Annotated in this window: 15 protein-coding genes and 1 pseudogene; 9 read left to right on the top strand and 7 right to left on the bottom strand. The window is 56.4% G+C overall.

Annotation, left to right across the window (positions count from 1 at the left end; all coding sequences use genetic code 11):
- Position 1: 1 nt before the first annotated feature.
- From OHL11_RS08195 to OHL11_RS08160, 8 genes and pseudogenes are all read left to right on the top strand, one after another.
- Positions 2-838, top strand: coding sequence for a TrbG/VirB9 family P-type conjugative transfer protein (locus tag OHL11_RS08195; protein ID WP_263371000.1), 837 nt, complete (start codon positions 2-4; stop codon positions 836-838).
- Positions 838-2,112: a TrbI/VirB10 family protein gene (locus OHL11_RS08190; protein WP_263370999.1), complete on the top strand. Its 1,275-nt coding sequence runs from the start codon at positions 838-840 to the stop codon at positions 2,110-2,112. The genes OHL11_RS08195 and OHL11_RS08190 overlap by 1 nt, the downstream gene beginning before the upstream one ends.
- Positions 2,113-2,128: 16 nt before the next feature.
- Positions 2,129-2,332, top strand: a complete 204-nt coding sequence (locus OHL11_RS08185) for a hypothetical protein (protein WP_263370998.1) — start codon at positions 2,129-2,131, stop codon at positions 2,330-2,332.
- A gap of 22 nt (positions 2,333-2,354) precedes the next feature.
- On the top strand, positions 2,355-3,140 hold the full coding sequence (locus tag OHL11_RS08180) for a hypothetical protein (RefSeq protein WP_263371271.1): 786 nt from the start codon (positions 2,355-2,357) through the stop codon (positions 3,138-3,140).
- A 9-nt stretch (positions 3,141-3,149) separates the two neighbouring features.
- Positions 3,150-3,356, top strand: a complete 207-nt coding sequence (locus OHL11_RS08175) for a hypothetical protein (RefSeq protein ID WP_263370997.1) — start codon at positions 3,150-3,152, stop codon at positions 3,354-3,356.
- 18 nt (positions 3,357-3,374) lie between these two features.
- Positions 3,375-4,298 (top strand): type IV secretion system protein, encoded by a 924-nt coding sequence (locus OHL11_RS08170; RefSeq protein WP_263370996.1) that lies wholly within the window; start codon positions 3,375-3,377, stop codon positions 4,296-4,298.
- A gap of 141 nt (positions 4,299-4,439) precedes the next feature.
- Positions 4,440-5,246 carry a VirB8/TrbF family protein gene (locus OHL11_RS08165; protein WP_263370995.1) on the top strand — a complete coding sequence of 269 codons (807 nt, stop codon included), beginning with the start codon at positions 4,440-4,442 and terminating at the stop codon, positions 5,244-5,246.
- Positions 5,243-6,187 (top strand): annotated as a pseudogene (locus OHL11_RS08160) (CpaF family protein); the annotation flags it as partial. The gene OHL11_RS08165 and the pseudogene OHL11_RS08160, both read left to right, overlap by 4 nt.
- A gap of 571 nt (positions 6,188-6,758) precedes the next feature.
- On the opposite strand, the gene OHL11_RS08150 reads toward OHL11_RS08160, so the two are convergent.
- The 4 genes from OHL11_RS08150 to tnpA form a co-directional block, all read right to left on the bottom strand.
- Positions 6,759-6,917 (bottom strand): hypothetical protein, encoded by a 159-nt coding sequence (locus tag OHL11_RS08150; protein ID WP_263370994.1) that lies wholly within the window; start codon positions 6,915-6,917, stop codon positions 6,759-6,761.
- A 32-nt stretch (positions 6,918-6,949) separates the two neighbouring features.
- Positions 6,950-7,399, bottom strand: a complete 450-nt coding sequence (locus OHL11_RS08145) for an SDR family NAD(P)-dependent oxidoreductase (RefSeq protein ID WP_263370993.1) — start codon at positions 7,397-7,399, stop codon at positions 6,950-6,952.
- Between the two features lie 111 nt (positions 7,400-7,510).
- Complete coding sequence (locus OHL11_RS08140) at positions 7,511-9,142, bottom strand: hypothetical protein (protein ID WP_263370992.1); 1,632 nt, start codon at positions 9,140-9,142, stop codon at positions 7,511-7,513.
- Complete coding sequence (gene tnpA, locus OHL11_RS08135; RefSeq protein WP_263371270.1) at positions 9,130-9,540, bottom strand: IS66-like element accessory protein TnpA; 411 nt, start codon at positions 9,538-9,540, stop codon at positions 9,130-9,132. Before tnpA ends, OHL11_RS08140 begins: the two co-directional genes overlap by 13 nt.
- 106 nt (positions 9,541-9,646) lie before the next feature.
- On the opposite strand from tnpA, the gene OHL11_RS08130 reads away from it, so the two are divergent.
- Positions 9,647-10,096: a hypothetical protein gene (locus OHL11_RS08130; protein WP_263370991.1), complete on the top strand. Its 450-nt coding sequence runs from the start codon at positions 9,647-9,649 to the stop codon at positions 10,094-10,096.
- Between the two features lies 1 nt (position 10,097).
- Here the strand turns inward: OHL11_RS08130 and OHL11_RS08125 are convergent, their stop codons facing one another.
- From OHL11_RS08125 to OHL11_RS08115, 3 genes are read right to left on the bottom strand one after another with little or no spacing between them, the layout of a single operon-like run.
- The gene (locus OHL11_RS08125) at positions 10,098-11,270 is read right to left on the bottom strand and encodes an acetate/propionate family kinase (protein WP_263370990.1); all 1,173 of its coding nucleotides are present in this window, start codon (positions 11,268-11,270) and stop codon (positions 10,098-10,100) included.
- Positions 11,271-11,279: 9 nt separating this feature from the next.
- The gene (locus OHL11_RS08120; RefSeq protein ID WP_263370989.1) at positions 11,280-13,661 is read right to left on the bottom strand and encodes a phosphoketolase family protein; all 2,382 of its coding nucleotides are present in this window, start codon (positions 13,659-13,661) and stop codon (positions 11,280-11,282) included.
- Positions 13,658-16,168: a glycogen/starch/alpha-glucan phosphorylase gene (locus OHL11_RS08115; protein WP_263370988.1), complete on the bottom strand. Its 2,511-nt coding sequence runs from the start codon at positions 16,166-16,168 to the stop codon at positions 13,658-13,660. The genes OHL11_RS08120 and OHL11_RS08115 overlap by 4 nt, the downstream gene beginning before the upstream one ends.
- Between the last annotated feature and the right edge of the window lie 81 nt (positions 16,169-16,249).

The following is a 16,249-nucleotide window of genomic DNA, read 5'->3' as shown; positions in this document are numbered from 1 at the left end:
CGTGAAACCACTCATCCCTCTCTTTGTTGCCGCCGGAATCATGCTCCCATCGCTGCCGCTGCGGGCGCTTGAGCTGAACCATCCTCTCCAGCCGTCCGCTCCGCGCACTGTGTCCGTCTCGGAGTCCCAGACGCCGCCCATTATCCGGGCTGGCCTGCTCCAGTGCACACTGATCGTGCTGCCCGCCGAGGAGAAGGTTGCGAATGTCTTTGCAGGCGACACGGTGGACTGGGTATTCGACGGCGGGCATGTCGCATCGCGCTTCGTGAGCGTGAAGCCAAAGGTGGTGAACGGATCGACGGACATCCATATCGTCTCCGACCACGGCAACGAGTACACCCTTCAGCTTCAGGAAGTGTCGAACGACGCGGACGCGCACTTTGACTCGAAGATCCGCATCGACCCCGGCGATAAAGCTGCCAAGGATCGCCTCGCCCAGCTTCCCGTCTTCGTACCTGCTGCAGACCTCGATAAAGCAAAGCAGGAAGCTGCTACAGCCAAAGCGGCTCAGGCCGCCGAACTGAAGGCAGAAGCGGCGAAAGCAGAACAGTACCGCAGTCAGTATCCCGGCTCGCTCCACTTCGATTTCACCTGGGACGAGAAGAAAGGTAAGGAGCTTGGACTTCAGCAGATTTGGCGGGATGACAAGTTCACCTATCTGCGCGGCCAGTTTCAGGAGACGCCCGCTCTCTATGAGGTGAAGGACAAGAAGCCCTCGCTCATCAACTTCGATTTCTCGAATGGCCTGTACATCGTGCCGAAGCAGATCGACGGCGGTTATCTCGAAATTGGCAAGCAGAAGGTTGACTTTCACCGCTCACCTGAAGGGAGGCAGTAATGCCGGAAGAGATCAACACACCCTCAGCAAGCGTCCCCGAGCAGCCGGAGGCGAAGCCTCCTCTGCGGAAGACCATGCCCGTCGTCATTGCCCTTGTGGTGATCGTTGCCCTCATTGGGATAGCGAATCTCTCCAGCCTGGTCAGCGGCAGCAAGAAAGCCGCTCCTCAGAGTGCGCTGACCACAAGCCCAATGACGCCCAATGCCCAGCAAGTATCGAGCTTCCAGGCCCAGCAACAGAATCAGGCTCGCCATGACGCAGAAGAGTTGCAGCGAAAGAAGGCGCTAGCCGATGCCATGCAGGAGTTGCAGCAAGAGCAAGCGGTGCCCAGTCCGGAGTCGGCAGGTACACCACCGATGACGGCTGCGCAGAAATCACAGATTTATGGCGACAGCGCAAATGCGCCGCAACACACCTCGAATGTCTCTGAAGCTCAGGCTGAGGCGAAACAGAAGAGGCTGGCTATCGAGAAGCAGCGACAGGACGCGCGGAACAGCGACACCGTGGCCATTGATTTCTCCCATCAGGGAGTGGGAGCTGCGCCCACCGCAGTGCTTGCGGCGAAGTCGGAGGCCAGCGACAAGGGTTCCGAAGAGGATTTGTCAGGCCATACGGGGTCCAAAGAGCAGACCGTGGCTCAGACCGCAAAGACCGATCCGATGTCGTCCTATAACTTCGACAACTATCAGGGGCAGCTCTACCGGGTCTTCGAGGGAACGGTGCTAGAAGGTGTCGTTACCAACCACATCGACGGCGGCCTGTCCGGCCCCATCCTTGTGATGCTGACCACCGATTACTACTCGCACGATCATCAGCAACTGCTCATGCCGCAGGGTACTCGCTTGATCGGCACGGTGCAGAACGTAGGCAACGCACAGCAGCGAAAGATGTTCGTCACCTTCCATCGCGCTGTGTGCCCGGACGGGTTTTCGCTCGACTTCGACAAGTATGTCGGTCTCGATCAGATTGGGACGACAGGCCTGGCCACGAAGATCGATCACGGATACCTGATGGCGTTCGGCGCTGCCGCTGCTATCGGTGGCCTCGGCGGCCTGGCGCAGATCGGCAACAACGGCAGTGTCTTCACGCCATCAACGCAGATTCGTAACGGCATCTCGGAGCAGACTTCCTCTGAGGGCGAGCAGGTACTGAATCATTTCCTCAATCGTCTGCCGGTTATCACGCTCAAGGAAGGCTCACGCGCGCGCATCTACATCGGTCGCGACATCCTTATTCCTTCGTACGCGGAGCATCGCGTCGACCCAACTCTGTAACGAAAGGAGGCTCGTTGTGATCCTTCCCCGCGTACGTCCGTTCCTCTGCGTTGGAGTTGAAGTGTGCCTCGCAGGCGCGCTGCTCGCCTTGATGGGGAACACCTTCCGCATAGCGCGTCCGGGTGAGGATTCTCTTGAGTTCGTCGGTTCTCTCATCGGCGGCCTTGATAAGGCCTGCTTCTATGAAGGCTTCAATCCGACGTGTCCCTGCTACTTCTAAACATTTCCCTTTGGAGCTCATGATGAAGATCCAGCTCAAACACCCGCGTAGATGGCTCATTGGAGGAGGAGTCCTCCTACTGACCGCCACACCTAGCTTTGCTCTGTTCGGGATCGGCGACATCGTCTTCGACCCGACCAGTTATGCAAGCCTCGTCTCGCAGCTCACGACGCTCGAGTCACAGTACACGATGCTCAAGAACAACGTCGAGCACTTCAGCCTGAAGCAGCAATGGCAGACGGCGATGACTGCGTTGAAGAGCGTGAATGTTGCAAATACATTCGGCGAAACTGCCGGCATGACGGTCGCGCTCAACGGCGGTTCAACCTCGGCGTCAGCCACCGCTTGGAATTCGGCGACTACTCCCGTCAGTTCGAACGTGAGTAGTTACTTCCAAGGCCAGACGGTTGGCACTCCGCAGATGTCGCAGCTTGCGATGGTCGAGATGTCTGACGCCATCTCGCCCGACTGCATCACGGCGGTCGGAGCGTACCGTGCAGGCCGCACGCAGAACGCAACGGCTAACAGCACCCTGACAGCCAACCAGCTTGATGGGTCGAGCACGACCAACAGCGAAGTGCAGCAGCTGAACCTACTTAATGCAGCGGAGGCACAGAAGATGTCCGAGATTCAGAACCAGGGCGCTCTTCAGGCTTGCGTTGCTTCTCAGATGGCCGTGGCCAATATGGAGCGGCGCAATGCAGCCGCCACCGACCTCAACGATGCTGCTTTCGTGCAGACTCAGCGTTCAACGCACGACATGAGCGCCGCCACAGAGAGCAATACCTGGCAGACCTATCTGCCGTAGAGAGACGACATGCTGAAGCTGCTCAACACCAAGTTGTTGATTGCGATTCTTGCGGCGCTGACCCTACTCGCCAGCGCCGTCCTTTACCAACGCCACGAAGCCGAGCACCGCAAGAAGGAAGAGATAACCATCCGCAAGACGGTCGAAGAGAACAAGCGCAAGCAGAACTCCGCAGCAGGCAGTGAAGGCAAGACGTGGAAGAGCTACATCCCTTAGAGGCATTGGAGATTCGTCATGAGCATCGCACTTCTCGCACAAGCGTTACCTTCCGCAAGCTCGGGTATGGACTGGCTCTACCAGTTCACGAACAACCTCACGAATCTCACCACGCAGAACGGTGGTGCGCTGACTCAACTCGGTGCAATCGAGCTGAGCTGCATCGCGCTCTTCACTCTTGTGAGTATGGTCGTGAACTGGAACACGAGTGGGATGACCTTGCGGCTTCATCATCATCCTGTCCGCGCTGGCGATCTCACCAACTTCCTGATGAAGCTCATCATCTGCAGCTTGATGCTCAACTACTGGGTCAACCCGTTTCCCGGAGCGAGCTTTGGCATCAATCACTTCTTCTCGTACATCGCCCAAGCGATGGTGGCGGCATTTGATCAGAATTCGCTCGATCAACTCTTACAGCTTCTGAAGACCGCCGGGGACGGGACGGCAATGCCGTCCTTCACTGCGCCCGTTGAGATCCTCTGCTATGTGCTCGTCCAGATCATGCTCGGCCTCGCCTCGGCGATCCTCTTCGTCATCAATGTAAGCGCCTTCATCCTGTACGGAGTGACTGCTCTCTTCGGTCCGGTCTTCATTCCTCTTCTGATGATGCAGAGCTATCGTGCGAAGTTCTTCCAGTTTCTTGACGTGCTCATCAGCTTCGCCATGATCCGCGCCGTTGCCGCCGCGTTCATTTATGTCTGGGCTGGATTCATGAACGGGTTCCTTCAGCAAACGTTCAATGGGAACTACTCGATGGAAATGTGGATCGCGAATCTCATCCCATGCCTGATGGTCTTCGTTGCCTTCGTCATCAACATGCTTTTCATCCCGAGCATGACTCAGGCGATCTTCGGCGGTGCCGCTGGTATGGCTGGAAGCGTGGGAAATGCGATCGGCAAAGTGGCTTCAAGCGCCGCCATGGCGGGCGCGGGAGCCGCTTGATCGATCGCCGCTTTTTACCCGCATGGTGCTCGCGGGTGTGAGCTAAGCTATCTCTCCCATTACGCTACATCGCTGTCTTTGCCACGGCAGATTGCTTAGTCACACTCCCGGAAAGCATTTTGGAAAGGGGAATCAGTCCTTATGTCAGCACACACAGTTCACGTTGGATCGGCGCTTACATCGGAGCAAGCCTTGCTCACGGACAAGATCGGCAACGAGGTCTACTCGTCGCACTACTCAGAGCGCCAAGCCTACCGCTTTGTGATTGGTTGCGGCGCTATGCTTCTCTGCGGATCCATGTGGCTCAACTTCTCGTTGGCTCATCGCCCGATCGCCAGTCGATACATCCGAATCGACGAGATGGGGCGCGCTCAGGCAATTCAATACAGTGATCTGAACTACAGCCCACGCGAAGGGGAAGTGCGTACCTATCTCACGGATTGGGTGAACTATCGTTTCACCATCAATCGGGAGGTCATCGCAAAGAAATATCCGTTGAACTACTACTTCCTCGCGCAGCCGCTGGCTGCGCAGCTCATGGCTACTGACAACGATAGCCATCTTGTCTCTCAGGTCACGGGAGGACAGGTCGAGTCGGGTGATGTTCAGGTGCGCAACGTGACCATCACCTCCATGTCCGAGGAGACCGTCCAAGGCGTCCGTGTGGCCCGAGGAACGGCGCTCATCACGCTGGACAAGCTCTACTCAGAACACACCTCTCATCAGCCGCGTACGGAGCATTGGCTGCTGTCCGCAACGTACTATCTGAATCCGAAGCAGGTCAGCGATCAGGCGAAGATCTTCCCTCAGTATGAGTTCATCAATCCGCTCGGGCTTACGTTGACAGAGTTCCATGAGAACCGTGTTTCTGTGGACGTACAGACGCCCGGCACAACCGAAGCGAATACGAACGCCATCGCCCAGCCCACTCCGGGGGCAGGACGATGAGCTTCGAACTCATATTGCCGTTCTTCCCGGAGGAGCTTCGCGCACTCCTCCAGGACGACTCGATCTCCGATCTCATGATTAACGGGACTACGGGTGTCTTCGCGGATCGCGGCGGAGTCGTGGGACACATCGCACTCTCCGCACCGTATGCCAACGACCGCCTTCAGGCTGCAATCGAGCGTGTCGCCCGCATTCTTGGCCAGGACCTCACCGGCCAGAATCCGATCCTCAACACACGCTTGCCTGACGGCTCGCGCGTGGCTGTCGTCGGAGCGCCATCGTCCATCAACGGGCCGACCCTGACTGTCCGCAAATTCAACCGCTGGTATACGAGTGATCAGCTGGTCGAAGCTGGCAGTTTTCCCCAGTCGGTTCGCGATGATGTGGTGGAGCTAATTCGCAAGCGGAAGAACGGCATCATCAGCGGCGGTACGGGCTCGGGTAAGTCGACCCTGATGAAGGCGCTCCTCGATCACGTTCCGATGGACGAACGCCTCGTCGTCATCGAGCAACCGGCAGAGCTGAAGATCGCTCATCCGAACGCCGTTCGGTGGGAGGCTGTCGCCGCGATTCCGGGACAGGTTGCCGTTACTCCGAGCCAGCTCGTGGCCGCTGCTCTACGCCATCGTCCCGACCGCATCATCATGGGCGAGATTCGGGATGAATCGGGCTATGACTTGCTCCAGGCCATGAACACCGGCCACGGCGGGACGATGGCGACTCTCCATGCGGATTCGGCCGTGGATGCCCTCGATAGGCTCGCAGACATGGCGCTGAGCGCCAGGACCAATCTGGACCAGACATTCGTTCGGTCACAGACCGGAAGAGCGGTCGACTTCGTTCTCCATTGCGAGCGCGATCACAAGGGCCGCCGCCGCGTCCGGGAGCTGATTACGGTCTCCGGATATAGCCACGCTGAGCAGCGCTTCCTGACGGAGGATAAGGATGTCTCCTTCGATCCGAAGGAGATGCGTCATTTTGACCACGGCTACGCCGTCACGTCGCACAGTTCTCAAGGACTAACATCGCAGCGCGTTCTCGTGAACATGGACACCGACGTCCATTCCGACCTCATCAACGCAAGATTCGCCTACGTCTCGGTTTCCCGTGCGTCTCACGACGCGCAAGTCTTCACAAACGACGCCTCTAACCTCGCAGAACGCCTCAGCGCGGATATGTCGAAAACCTCTGCTTTGGACTTTGGGAAGCACGCTGCTCAGGTGCCGTCAATAGCCACAACGCAGCCCCAACTCTCGAAGCAGGTGAACGGGTTAGGGCTGGCTCTTTCGCAGTGAGAGCCCTAAAGGCACCCCTCAACTTCCGCCAAGCCGCCCTCTCGTACTGAGTGCGATTGTGATTTAGCGCTTACCGAAATTCACCGATTCAGAATGACAAAGAGACAGGACCATAGGCCCATTGGGTTCAGCTTCCCGGATTAGCAGGTCCTCCGAAGGAGGCGCTTTCAAAATAAGCTCCAGGCTGTTTGGCTAGGCAACTTACTCATGAACTGTTTTATTCTCGCGATCTGTAACGGGTCGCGGGCGTGCCACGAAACATCCCTTGCAGCAGAGCTCCAGAGACAGCTTCGTAGTTGCTCAACAGGGCCTCATCTTCCAGCAAGGGAGCCGTGATCTGCTCGCCGCGATCCAGTCCCATAAGTGCTGCGTCCACGCAATCTTCTGTCGTCATGATGACGGAAGGGTTCAAGGGGTCAAGATCAGCGCCCCAGCAACATCCCATCCTTCCGACAGCACTGCGCCAGGGGTAACAAGCTGAACGCGAATTCCCGTTCCGGCTACCTGCGGCTGAAGAATCTGTGTGAACTGCATCACGTATGCCTTGGTGGGACCATAGACAGGAACCATGGGCAACGGGGCAAAACCAACTCCTGAGCCGATATTGACGATGCTTCCGGTGTTCTTCTTTTGGAAGAGCATAAGTGCTGCTTTGGATAAGGCCGTCAGTGCGGTGTTGTTGAGCGCAATCATGTTGCTGAACTGTTCCAGCGTCGTCAATTTTGAGGTCTGGAGCGGCGAGGTATTCCTCTGCTGCGATACGTTGCTGTCTTTCTGTTGCCCAGATGCGGTAAGTAGCAATGAGCGCGCAGATCGCAGCACATATCCCGAATCCCATCCGGGCATGGCTTGCGTCATAGAAGTGCGCAAAGAGTGCGGCTATCACTGAGAGAGAGCCGGACATAAGCGATCCGGTGTCTTTGAGCAGTACACCTAAGAATCCTCGGATAGATGCACGAGGAACCATATTTAGGCACCGACTCTATACAGTAGACGTTCCATTTCGTGAGCTTCCGTGACACCGAGGCCCACTAGATGGCTCAGGAACCTGTCCAGCCGTGTCCGCACAGCGTCAACATCGAATGCCTGTGGTGATTCGTTCAAAATCTTTACAAGAACAGCACAGATGCGACGACCGACGCTCCACTCGACCCAAAACTGATTGCTCTCGGGAAACCGTTCGAGCCATTTTTCAGCGCAGCCTAATACGCATGGCACCTGAACTTCATGCGGAGCAACCTCGAAGTAGTTCAAATAAAGAAAGGTCAAAAACGGAGAACGGCAAACGTCGATGAACTCTTCAAGAAGAGGCAGAAACGAGTCTGTGTCTCGAATGAGGTTCGGAGGAACAAAACATTTTGCAGGAGCAAAGCCACCGTAATAGATATTGAAGCAAACCGCTGCAAACGCAGTGGCGATATCTGATGTCACAGTTGTTTCGTCCCGATCCTTGTTCCAGGTAAACATGCGTGTACTTTGCAGTTGCGCCATAACGAAAGCACGAACCCTAGTCATTTGCGAGACGGAGAGAGTTTGGAAATCAAGATAACCAACATCGGCACTGCGTAGAAACGGCGTCACGGTATCCATCAAGGGCTCCTCTGGAAGCTCCGCAAAGAAGTCGCGGAGTCGCTGGTCAAACGCTTCCTCTTCCATGTGCTTCATACATCTGGCTGCAGCTTCAAAGTAGACGGAATTCCACTCAGAGGGGCCACGTTCAAAACGCTCCTGTTTATCTCCTCCATATCCGTTTGCTTGCTGCGTCCAGATCAGGTAGGCCTCAATCATCTCCGTCAGCCATGGCGCGGGAGTCTTTCCAAGCAGTGAACGGCTATGTCTGAGCCACAAAGCTGCGCGATGATAGTCAACACGCACATGTCTCAACTCTTTTGGGGCAGCTTCAGGTGTTTCAGGAGAAGGCGTTTGCTTCCGTGGTGGTTTAGGCTTTGCGCGCTTGATCGGGAACGCCGGCCACGCCGGTTCGCTTGCGCCACCGTTGAGCCAGCTCAGTTCATGTCGGATACGTTCCGAGAGCCGGTCTTCTAGGAGTTTGCTCCGTTGAGCCTTTTCTTCCTCTGAGATATTCCATGCGTTGTCAGGCCTGATCGCTCCTTCAAAAGCACAGCGCATCAGCGAAGCAGTGAGATTGGGCTGGGTTTGCTGAATCAGAGGTAAGGTCGCCCCATAGCCGTGAGCAGCGCCATACCCAACAGCGCAGGCGAACCGAAGGAGTTGGTCTTCATCTCCGGCACGACGGGAACGACGCATTAGTAAAACCTGTCCCGCAAAGGCAATGGCTGGTGGATTGAAACGCAAACCGTCCCGATGCAAATAGACCGGGTCAGCCTCACCTTCATACACTCGTTCAAATATGGACCGCACCCAGGAGCCTTCTTCCTCCAGAAGCTCCATCGAACCACTACGCGCCACGAGCGTTGCAGTAGATACGACTGCTTCCGCCATTGTCAGAAAATCCCCGGTGACATCGAACTCCAGTCGGTTGTCGAAGACGTTCTCGTGCTTCTTCGCCCACGTCAGAGCTTCAGCAAGAAACTTCTGTGTTGTTTCGGGACGTTTATAAAGCTCATTCAAAATCGCCATTCGAAGGGAGTTTTCTTGGAGATGCGGAGCCGCCTTCTGTCGAATCGGTCCCAAAGCGCCGCATCCACGGCGCCTTCAACGCTGATCATCGCTCGCCCGGGCAGTTCGATGTGGATCGTGCCGCGAGACGAAGCACTGGGGCTCACCTGCGCCTGGGCTGCTTCGGGCACGTCGTCGATGCTGACCGGCAGCAGCTTAACGGAGGCCTGCGGCAGCGCTTGTAAGCCGCCGCCCTCGTACAGCCTGCGCCACCCGAAGACCTGGTTCGCGTTCACTCCATATCGCTGCGCCACACGCGCAACCGATGCGCCAGGCTCCAGCGTCTCTTCTACGATCCTTCGCCGCTCCTCAACACTCCACCGCCGCCGCGGTGACCGCACAGCTACGAACTGGCCCATCTCCATGCCTGCCATACTGACATCGTCAACTCGGCAGCACACCTCGTCCAGGTGCCTTCACCGGACGCTTACGTTCGACTGGAGCCTCTGTTCGAAGAATGCTGACTTGCGCCGCTTTGTGTCGATGCTGACCAGGATGAGAAGACGCTTTGGCTCGACGTTTCGCGGCCACGGACTTTCGCTGCGCGAAATGTTGGAGCACTCCCACATCGAATGGCATGGAGCGAAGCTGTATTGTCCTGACTTTTCGGATGACTCTAATACACTGGCCGCTACCGTATATGCAGAAGATGGACTGGCACTTCACATGATGCTGAATGCCTTCTGGCAGCCCCTGCAGTTTGCGATACCTCCTGTACCCGATGCCACCCTCCATTGGTTCAGAGTGTTGGATACCTTCGAAACGACTCCAGAGTGCAGCCTCGAAGACGCGGACAAACAGATCGTAGGAGCAGAGTATCTTCTGCAGCCTCGGTCAATTGCTCTGTTGGGAATTAAGAGCGAGAAAAGGCAGTGGCCTGATCTGTCCTTCATGGCGCGGCGCACTTCTGAGTGAGCTATTCCTCCTCGACGCCAGCACCTGAAGCCGAGAGAGTGCCGAGTAGTCTTCGGCAGTGCCGAGCCATCTGAAGTTCCTCCTCTGCACGCATCACCATAAGCTTTCCGTCGCGGTCTCCGAGATCGAGACCAAGGAATGATAGACCAGCGCAGATTTTCTCTCTTACTTCGGCGCTGTGTTCTCCGATTCCGCCGGTGAAAACGAGAAGGTCCAGGCCTCCCATGAGGGCAGCGTAGCTGGCAATGAATTTCCGTACGGCTATACAGAATCCCTCCAGGGCAAGCACGGCCGCGGCATCCCGGGCCGCCACACGTTGCAGCAGCTGATGCATGTCGCTCTCGCCCTTGGACAGACCGAATAGTCCGCTCTCCCGATCGACCAGGGCTTCGAGAGCATCGACGCCCAGACCTTCGCTCCTCATCAGGTACAGCAGAACGCCGGGATCGAGATCGCCGGTGCGGGTTCCCATGGGAACTCCTCCGGTTGGCGTCAAACCCATAGAGGTATCGATGGACAGTCCGTTCCGCACGGCTGTAACACTCGACCCATTCCCAAGATGCGCGAACACAGCCCTCTCAGGAACCGCCGTGCCCAGACGATGCACGATGGACTCGTAGGAGAGTCCGTGAAACCCGAAGCGCATTACTCCTTGCTCGAAATAGCGTTGCGGCAATGGAAGATGGGTCGCAACTTCGGGCATCGTGTTGTGAAAGGCCGTGTCGAAACAGGCAAAGTGAGGAATTTGAGGGAAGATCTCCTGAGCCTGCTTTACGAGCGTCAAGGCAAGGGGGATGTGCAACGGCGCGAAGTGTTCGGCGGCAGCGAGTTGATCGAGAACGGAAGGAGTCAGCAACTGATGGTTCCGGAGATGAGGGCCGCCATGAACAATGCGGTGTCCGATCGCAACCGGGGATGTGCGGAGGTGTTCGTCGAGTGCGGCCGCGAGAGAACGCAGCGCATCTGGCTGCGATTCGAGTACAGGCGACTGTTCCCTAAGTACGGTCCCATCGGCTGCTCGAATACGGAGGCTTCCGGACTCGCGCCCGATGCCTTCAGCACTCCCTGAAAGCAGCTGTTCCTCATCCTCATAACCCGGCGCGAACAGACCGAACTTGAGAGAAGAGGAACCACTGTTCAGGATGAGAATTGTATTCTTGTGCTCATCTGCCACGAAATACTCCTACTTGATGGGCCAGGTCCAATCACGAATCTCCGGCTTATCGATTCCTTCCGCATAGGCATAGTTCAGGTGTTCGATGATCTGCTCCTTGAGCCAGTCCTTCACGTGTGCACCCGTCTTTTGCAAGTGCGACACACGGTCAATTACGTCGATCGCCAGATTGAACCGATCAATCTGGTTGATGATTGCGAGCTCGAGCGGCGTATTGATGTTGCCCTTCTCCTTGTATCCGCGCACATGAAAGTTCGCATGATTGGTTCGCCGATATGCCAGTTTGTGGATGAGCGATGCATAGCTGTGAAAATTGAAGATGACCGGCTTGTCTTTCGTGAACAACGAGTCGAAATCGCGGTCCGATAGTCCATGGGGATGTTCGATGTCCGGCATCAGCCGGAAGAGATCCACAACGTTGACAAACCGAATCTTCAGATCAGGAAACTTTTCTTTCAGAATCGCAACTGCGGCGAGAGACTCCATGGTTGGTACATCGCCGGCAGAGGCCATGACGACGTCGGGATCATCGCCTGCATCTGTACTGGCCCAATCCCAGATGCCGATCCCCTTGGTGCAGTGTTTCACCGCGGCATCCATATCGAGGAAGGTCAGATGGGGCTGCTTGTCCGAGACGATGACGTTGTAGTAGTCCTCGGAGCGAAGGCAGTGGTCTACCACGCTGAGCAGGCAATTCGCGTCCGGTGGCATATAAATCCGGACCACTTCAGGACTCTTATTCGTGACTACATCCAGAAAGCCCGGATCCTGATGCGTGAAGCCATTATGGTCCTGCCGCCATACGAGGGAGGTGATCAGCAGGTTGATCGAGGAGATTGGGGCTCGCCATCCAAGTTCGGTCTTCGATTTCTCGAGCCACTTCGCATGCTGGTTGAACATGGAGTCGATAACATGAACGAAGGACTCATAGGTGGAGAAGAAGCCATGACGTCCCGTAAGAACATAGCCCTCGTACCAGCCCTCAAGCGTATGCTCGCTGAGCATCTCCATCACACGTCCATCGACTGCTATCTCGGTTCCGTCCGCGTCTTCCGGCTTGTACTCGGCGACCCAGATCTTCTCCGAGGCCTTATAGATCCCGTCCAGTTTGTTGGAAGCTGTTTCGTCCGGACCGAAAACGCGGAAGCTGGTCATGTTCTGACGCATGACGTCGGCCAGGAACGTTGCGGCTGTCGCGGTCGGAGAGACATACTTTTGCCCGGGAGTCTTCACCTCGACCGCGTAGTCCTGGAAGCGGGGAAGGTTCAACGGCTTGCGAAGCAGACCGCCGTTCGCATGCAGGTTCGCGCTAATACGGCGCGAACCCTCCGGAGCCAGCTCCTGCAGTTCCGGGACGAACCTTCCCAATTCGTCGAAGAGCTCTTCCGGCTTATAACTCCGCATCCAGTCTTCGACGATTTTCAGACTCTTGCTGTTCGTCACCGGATCCAGCACCGGCACCTGGTGGGCCCGCCAAAAGTCTTCGACCTTGTGGCCGTCGACCTCTTTTGGACCAGTCCAGCCTTTGGGTGAGCGAAGCACGATCATCGGCCAGAGTGGCCGCTCAAACTTCCCGGTGCTTCGCGCCTGTTCCTGAATCGACCGTATTTCAAGAATGCATTTTTCCATGGTCGCCGCCATGAGCTGATGCATGGTATCGGGATCGTTTCCCTCAACGAAGTAGGGCGTGTAGCCGTATCCAAGAAAGAGCCCTTCGAGCTCACGGCGCGAGATGCGCGCCAGGATCGTGGGATTGGCGATCTTGTACCCATTCAGGTGAAGGACAGGCAGTACGGCGCCATCGCGGATGGGATTAAGAAATTTATTGGAATGCCATGACGTGGCAAGGGGGCCGGTCTCAGCTTCTCCATCGCCCACCACGCAGGTCACGATCAGATCGGGGTTATCGAAGGCTGCGCCGTACGCGTGAGAGAGGCTGTAACCAAGTTCTCCACCCTCGTGGATGGAACCCGGTGTTTCCGGGGTGCAGTGGCTGCCTATACCACCTGGAAATGAGAATTGCCGGAAGAAGCGAAGCATGCCCGCCTCGTCCTGGCTTCGATCGGGATAGATTTCGGAGTAATGCCCCTCGAGGTAGCTATTAGCAAGTGTTGCGGGCGCTCCATGCCCCGGACCGGAGACGTAAATCACATTCAGATCGTATTTCTTGATCAACCGATTGAGATGAATCCATGTGAACGACTGCCCTGGGTCAGAACCCCAATGGCCCAGCAACCTGTTCTTGATGTGCTCCGGCTTCAGCGGCTCTCTGAGCAAAGGATTTTCCCTCAGATAGATCATGCCGACCGCCAGATAGTTGCAGGCTCTCCAGTAGGCATTCATCTTCCTGAGCTCTTCGGCGGTGAGTACGACTTCGACAGTGGGGCTCATTTCGATCTCCGTTTGGTTTGCGGGTTGGGAGTGGTATTCTTCGGGGCACCTGAAGATGACGGAACCGGTACCTTCCATATGTCGCTGCAATACTCCCGGATGGTTCGATCCGAAGAGAACTTGCCGGAACGTGCCGAATTCAGGATAGACATGCGGTTCCATCGCTTCGCATCCGCATAGGCTGCGCCTACCTGGGCCTGGGTGGATGTATACGAATCGAAGTCGGCGAGCAGGAAGTAAGGATCGACATTCAGCAATTGATCGAGCATAGGACGGAACACTTCGCGATCGCCGCGACTAAACCTTCCTTCCGAGAGCCCGTCAATGACCTCACGCAACTTCGAACTGCGTTCATAGAATTCCTGCGGTCGATATCCCTTTTGGGTAATCTGGTCGATATCCTGGGTCGTCAGGCCGAATAGAAAGAAGTTGTCCTGGCCGACTTCTTTGCGGATCTCGACATTCGCACCATCGAGCGTTCCGATGGTCACCGCGCCGTTCATCTGAAACTTCATGCAGCCTGTTCCTGACGCTTCTTTGCCTGCCGTCGAAATCTGCTCCGAGACGTCAGCGGCGGGATAAATCCGTTGTCCGAGGGAAACGTTGTAATCGGGAAGAAAGACGACCTTCAGGCGGCCTTTCACGTCAGGATCGTTATTGACGAGATCGCCCACCGTGCAGATCAGCTTGATTATCAGCTTCGCCATCACATAGGAGGGAGCAGCCTTGCCACCGAAGATGAATGTCCGTGGAGTGAACGTCACATTAGGATTCCCTTTGAGCTGACAGTACAGACTGAGAATGTGCAGCGCATTCAAATGTTGCCGCTTGTATTCGTGAATACGCTTCACTTGAATGTCGAAGATCGATTGTGGATCGGTCTTGATGCCCTGAGTCTCTTCGATGTACTGCGACAGCTTTGCCTTCGTCGCTTCCTGGGTCCTACGCCAGCGTTCAAGGAACGCCGAATCCGAGACGAATCGCTCGAGCTCACGCAATTCCCAGAGGTCGGTATGCCACTTGGTCCCGATCGCCTCGTTGATGAGACTAGATAAGGGAGGGTTCGCCAGCATCATCCAGCGCCGCTGGGTTACACCGTTCGTTTTGTTGCTGAATCGGTCGGGAAGCGCCTCGTAGAAATCGCGCAGCGTGCTCTGCTTCAGGAGATCCGAGTGAAGCTCCGCGACGCCATTGACCGCTTTGCTGCCCACGACTGCGAGGTTGGCCATACGAACAGTTCGTTCGCCTTCCTCTCCAATCATGGACATCCTCCTGATCCTGTCTGCGTCACCCGGAAAGCGGTTCCGCATCCGGTCCAGAAAACGTTCGTTGATCTCGTAAATAATCTCCAGATGGCGAGGCAGGAGGGCGGCGAAGAGCGGAAGCGACCAGCGTTCCAATGCTTCAGGGAGCAGTGTGTGATTTGTGTAGCCGAAGGTCGCTTGCGTAATCTCCCAGGCTTCCTCCCATCCGAGCAATTCTTCATCCAGCAAGATCCGCATCAACTCCGGTATGCCGATCGAAGGGTGGGTGTCGTTCAGTTGGATCGACCATTTCTGGTGAAATTCTGTGATCGGTTTACCCTGCAGCTTGTGCAAACGAACCATGTCCTGCAAAGAGCAAGAAGTGAAGAAGTACTGCTGCGCAAGACGGAGGCGTTTGCCCGCATCGTTGTCGTCACTCGGATATAGGATCTTCGAGATGGTCTCCGACTCGACTTTCTGACGGACTGCGCCCATATAGTCGCCGGCATTGAAGTCGGAGAGGTCGAACGAGTCCACGGCTTCAGCGCTCCACAACCTCAACCGGTTGACGAAACCGTTCCGATACCCCGGGACCGGGGTATCGTGTGGGACCCCTCTCACCTTACGTCCTGGAATCCAGCGCCAGCGTACAAGACCGGAGTCGTCCGTATAGGTCTCCGTGCGACCGCCGAAGCCTACCTCGAAGCTGGCGTCCATGATCGGGAGTTCCCATGGGTTGCCGAATTGGAGCCATTTGTCTGTTCGTTCCACCTGCCAGCCATCCCGAATCTCCTGGCGGAAGATTCCGAATTCGTAACGGAGGCCATAACCAATGGCGGGGACTCCGAGAGTGGCGAGCGAGTCCATGAAGCAGGCCGCAAGCCGTCCCAATCCACCATTCCCGAGCCCAGGTTCCGGTTCCTCGCGCGCAAGATCGTCGAGATCGACCTGCAGAGAAACCAAGGCCTCGCGACACGACTCGGTCGCGTCCAATGCCTGCAGATCATTCATCAGGTGAGGTCCGGGAAGATATTCGGCCGAGAGGTAGCCGACCACGCGAACGTTCTTGTTCTTATAGCTCTCGACGGCTTGGATCCATTGCTCCATCAACTGGTCGCGCACCGTATGGGAGAGCGCGTGATACCGTTCGACCATCGAGGAGAACTCGAGAGGTCTCCCGATCGTGTGGGTGAGATGGCTGAGAAATCCACTGCGGATTCCGTCAGATGTAATTGCATTCTTCTTAACCGCCCGTTGAGCCATTGGTGCATCTCTCCTTCTATGCCGAGACACATACTTCAGTTTTCACGGCACCAGACCCGTCCAGCGGGGTCGCAGCCGAGA

The sequence above is a fragment of the Granulicella cerasi genome (assembly GCF_025685575.1).
In the GTDB taxonomy this organism is placed as follows: domain Bacteria; phylum Acidobacteriota; class Terriglobia; order Terriglobales; family Acidobacteriaceae; genus Granulicella; species Granulicella cerasi.
This window is presented reverse-complemented; position numbering and strand designations above follow the sequence as displayed.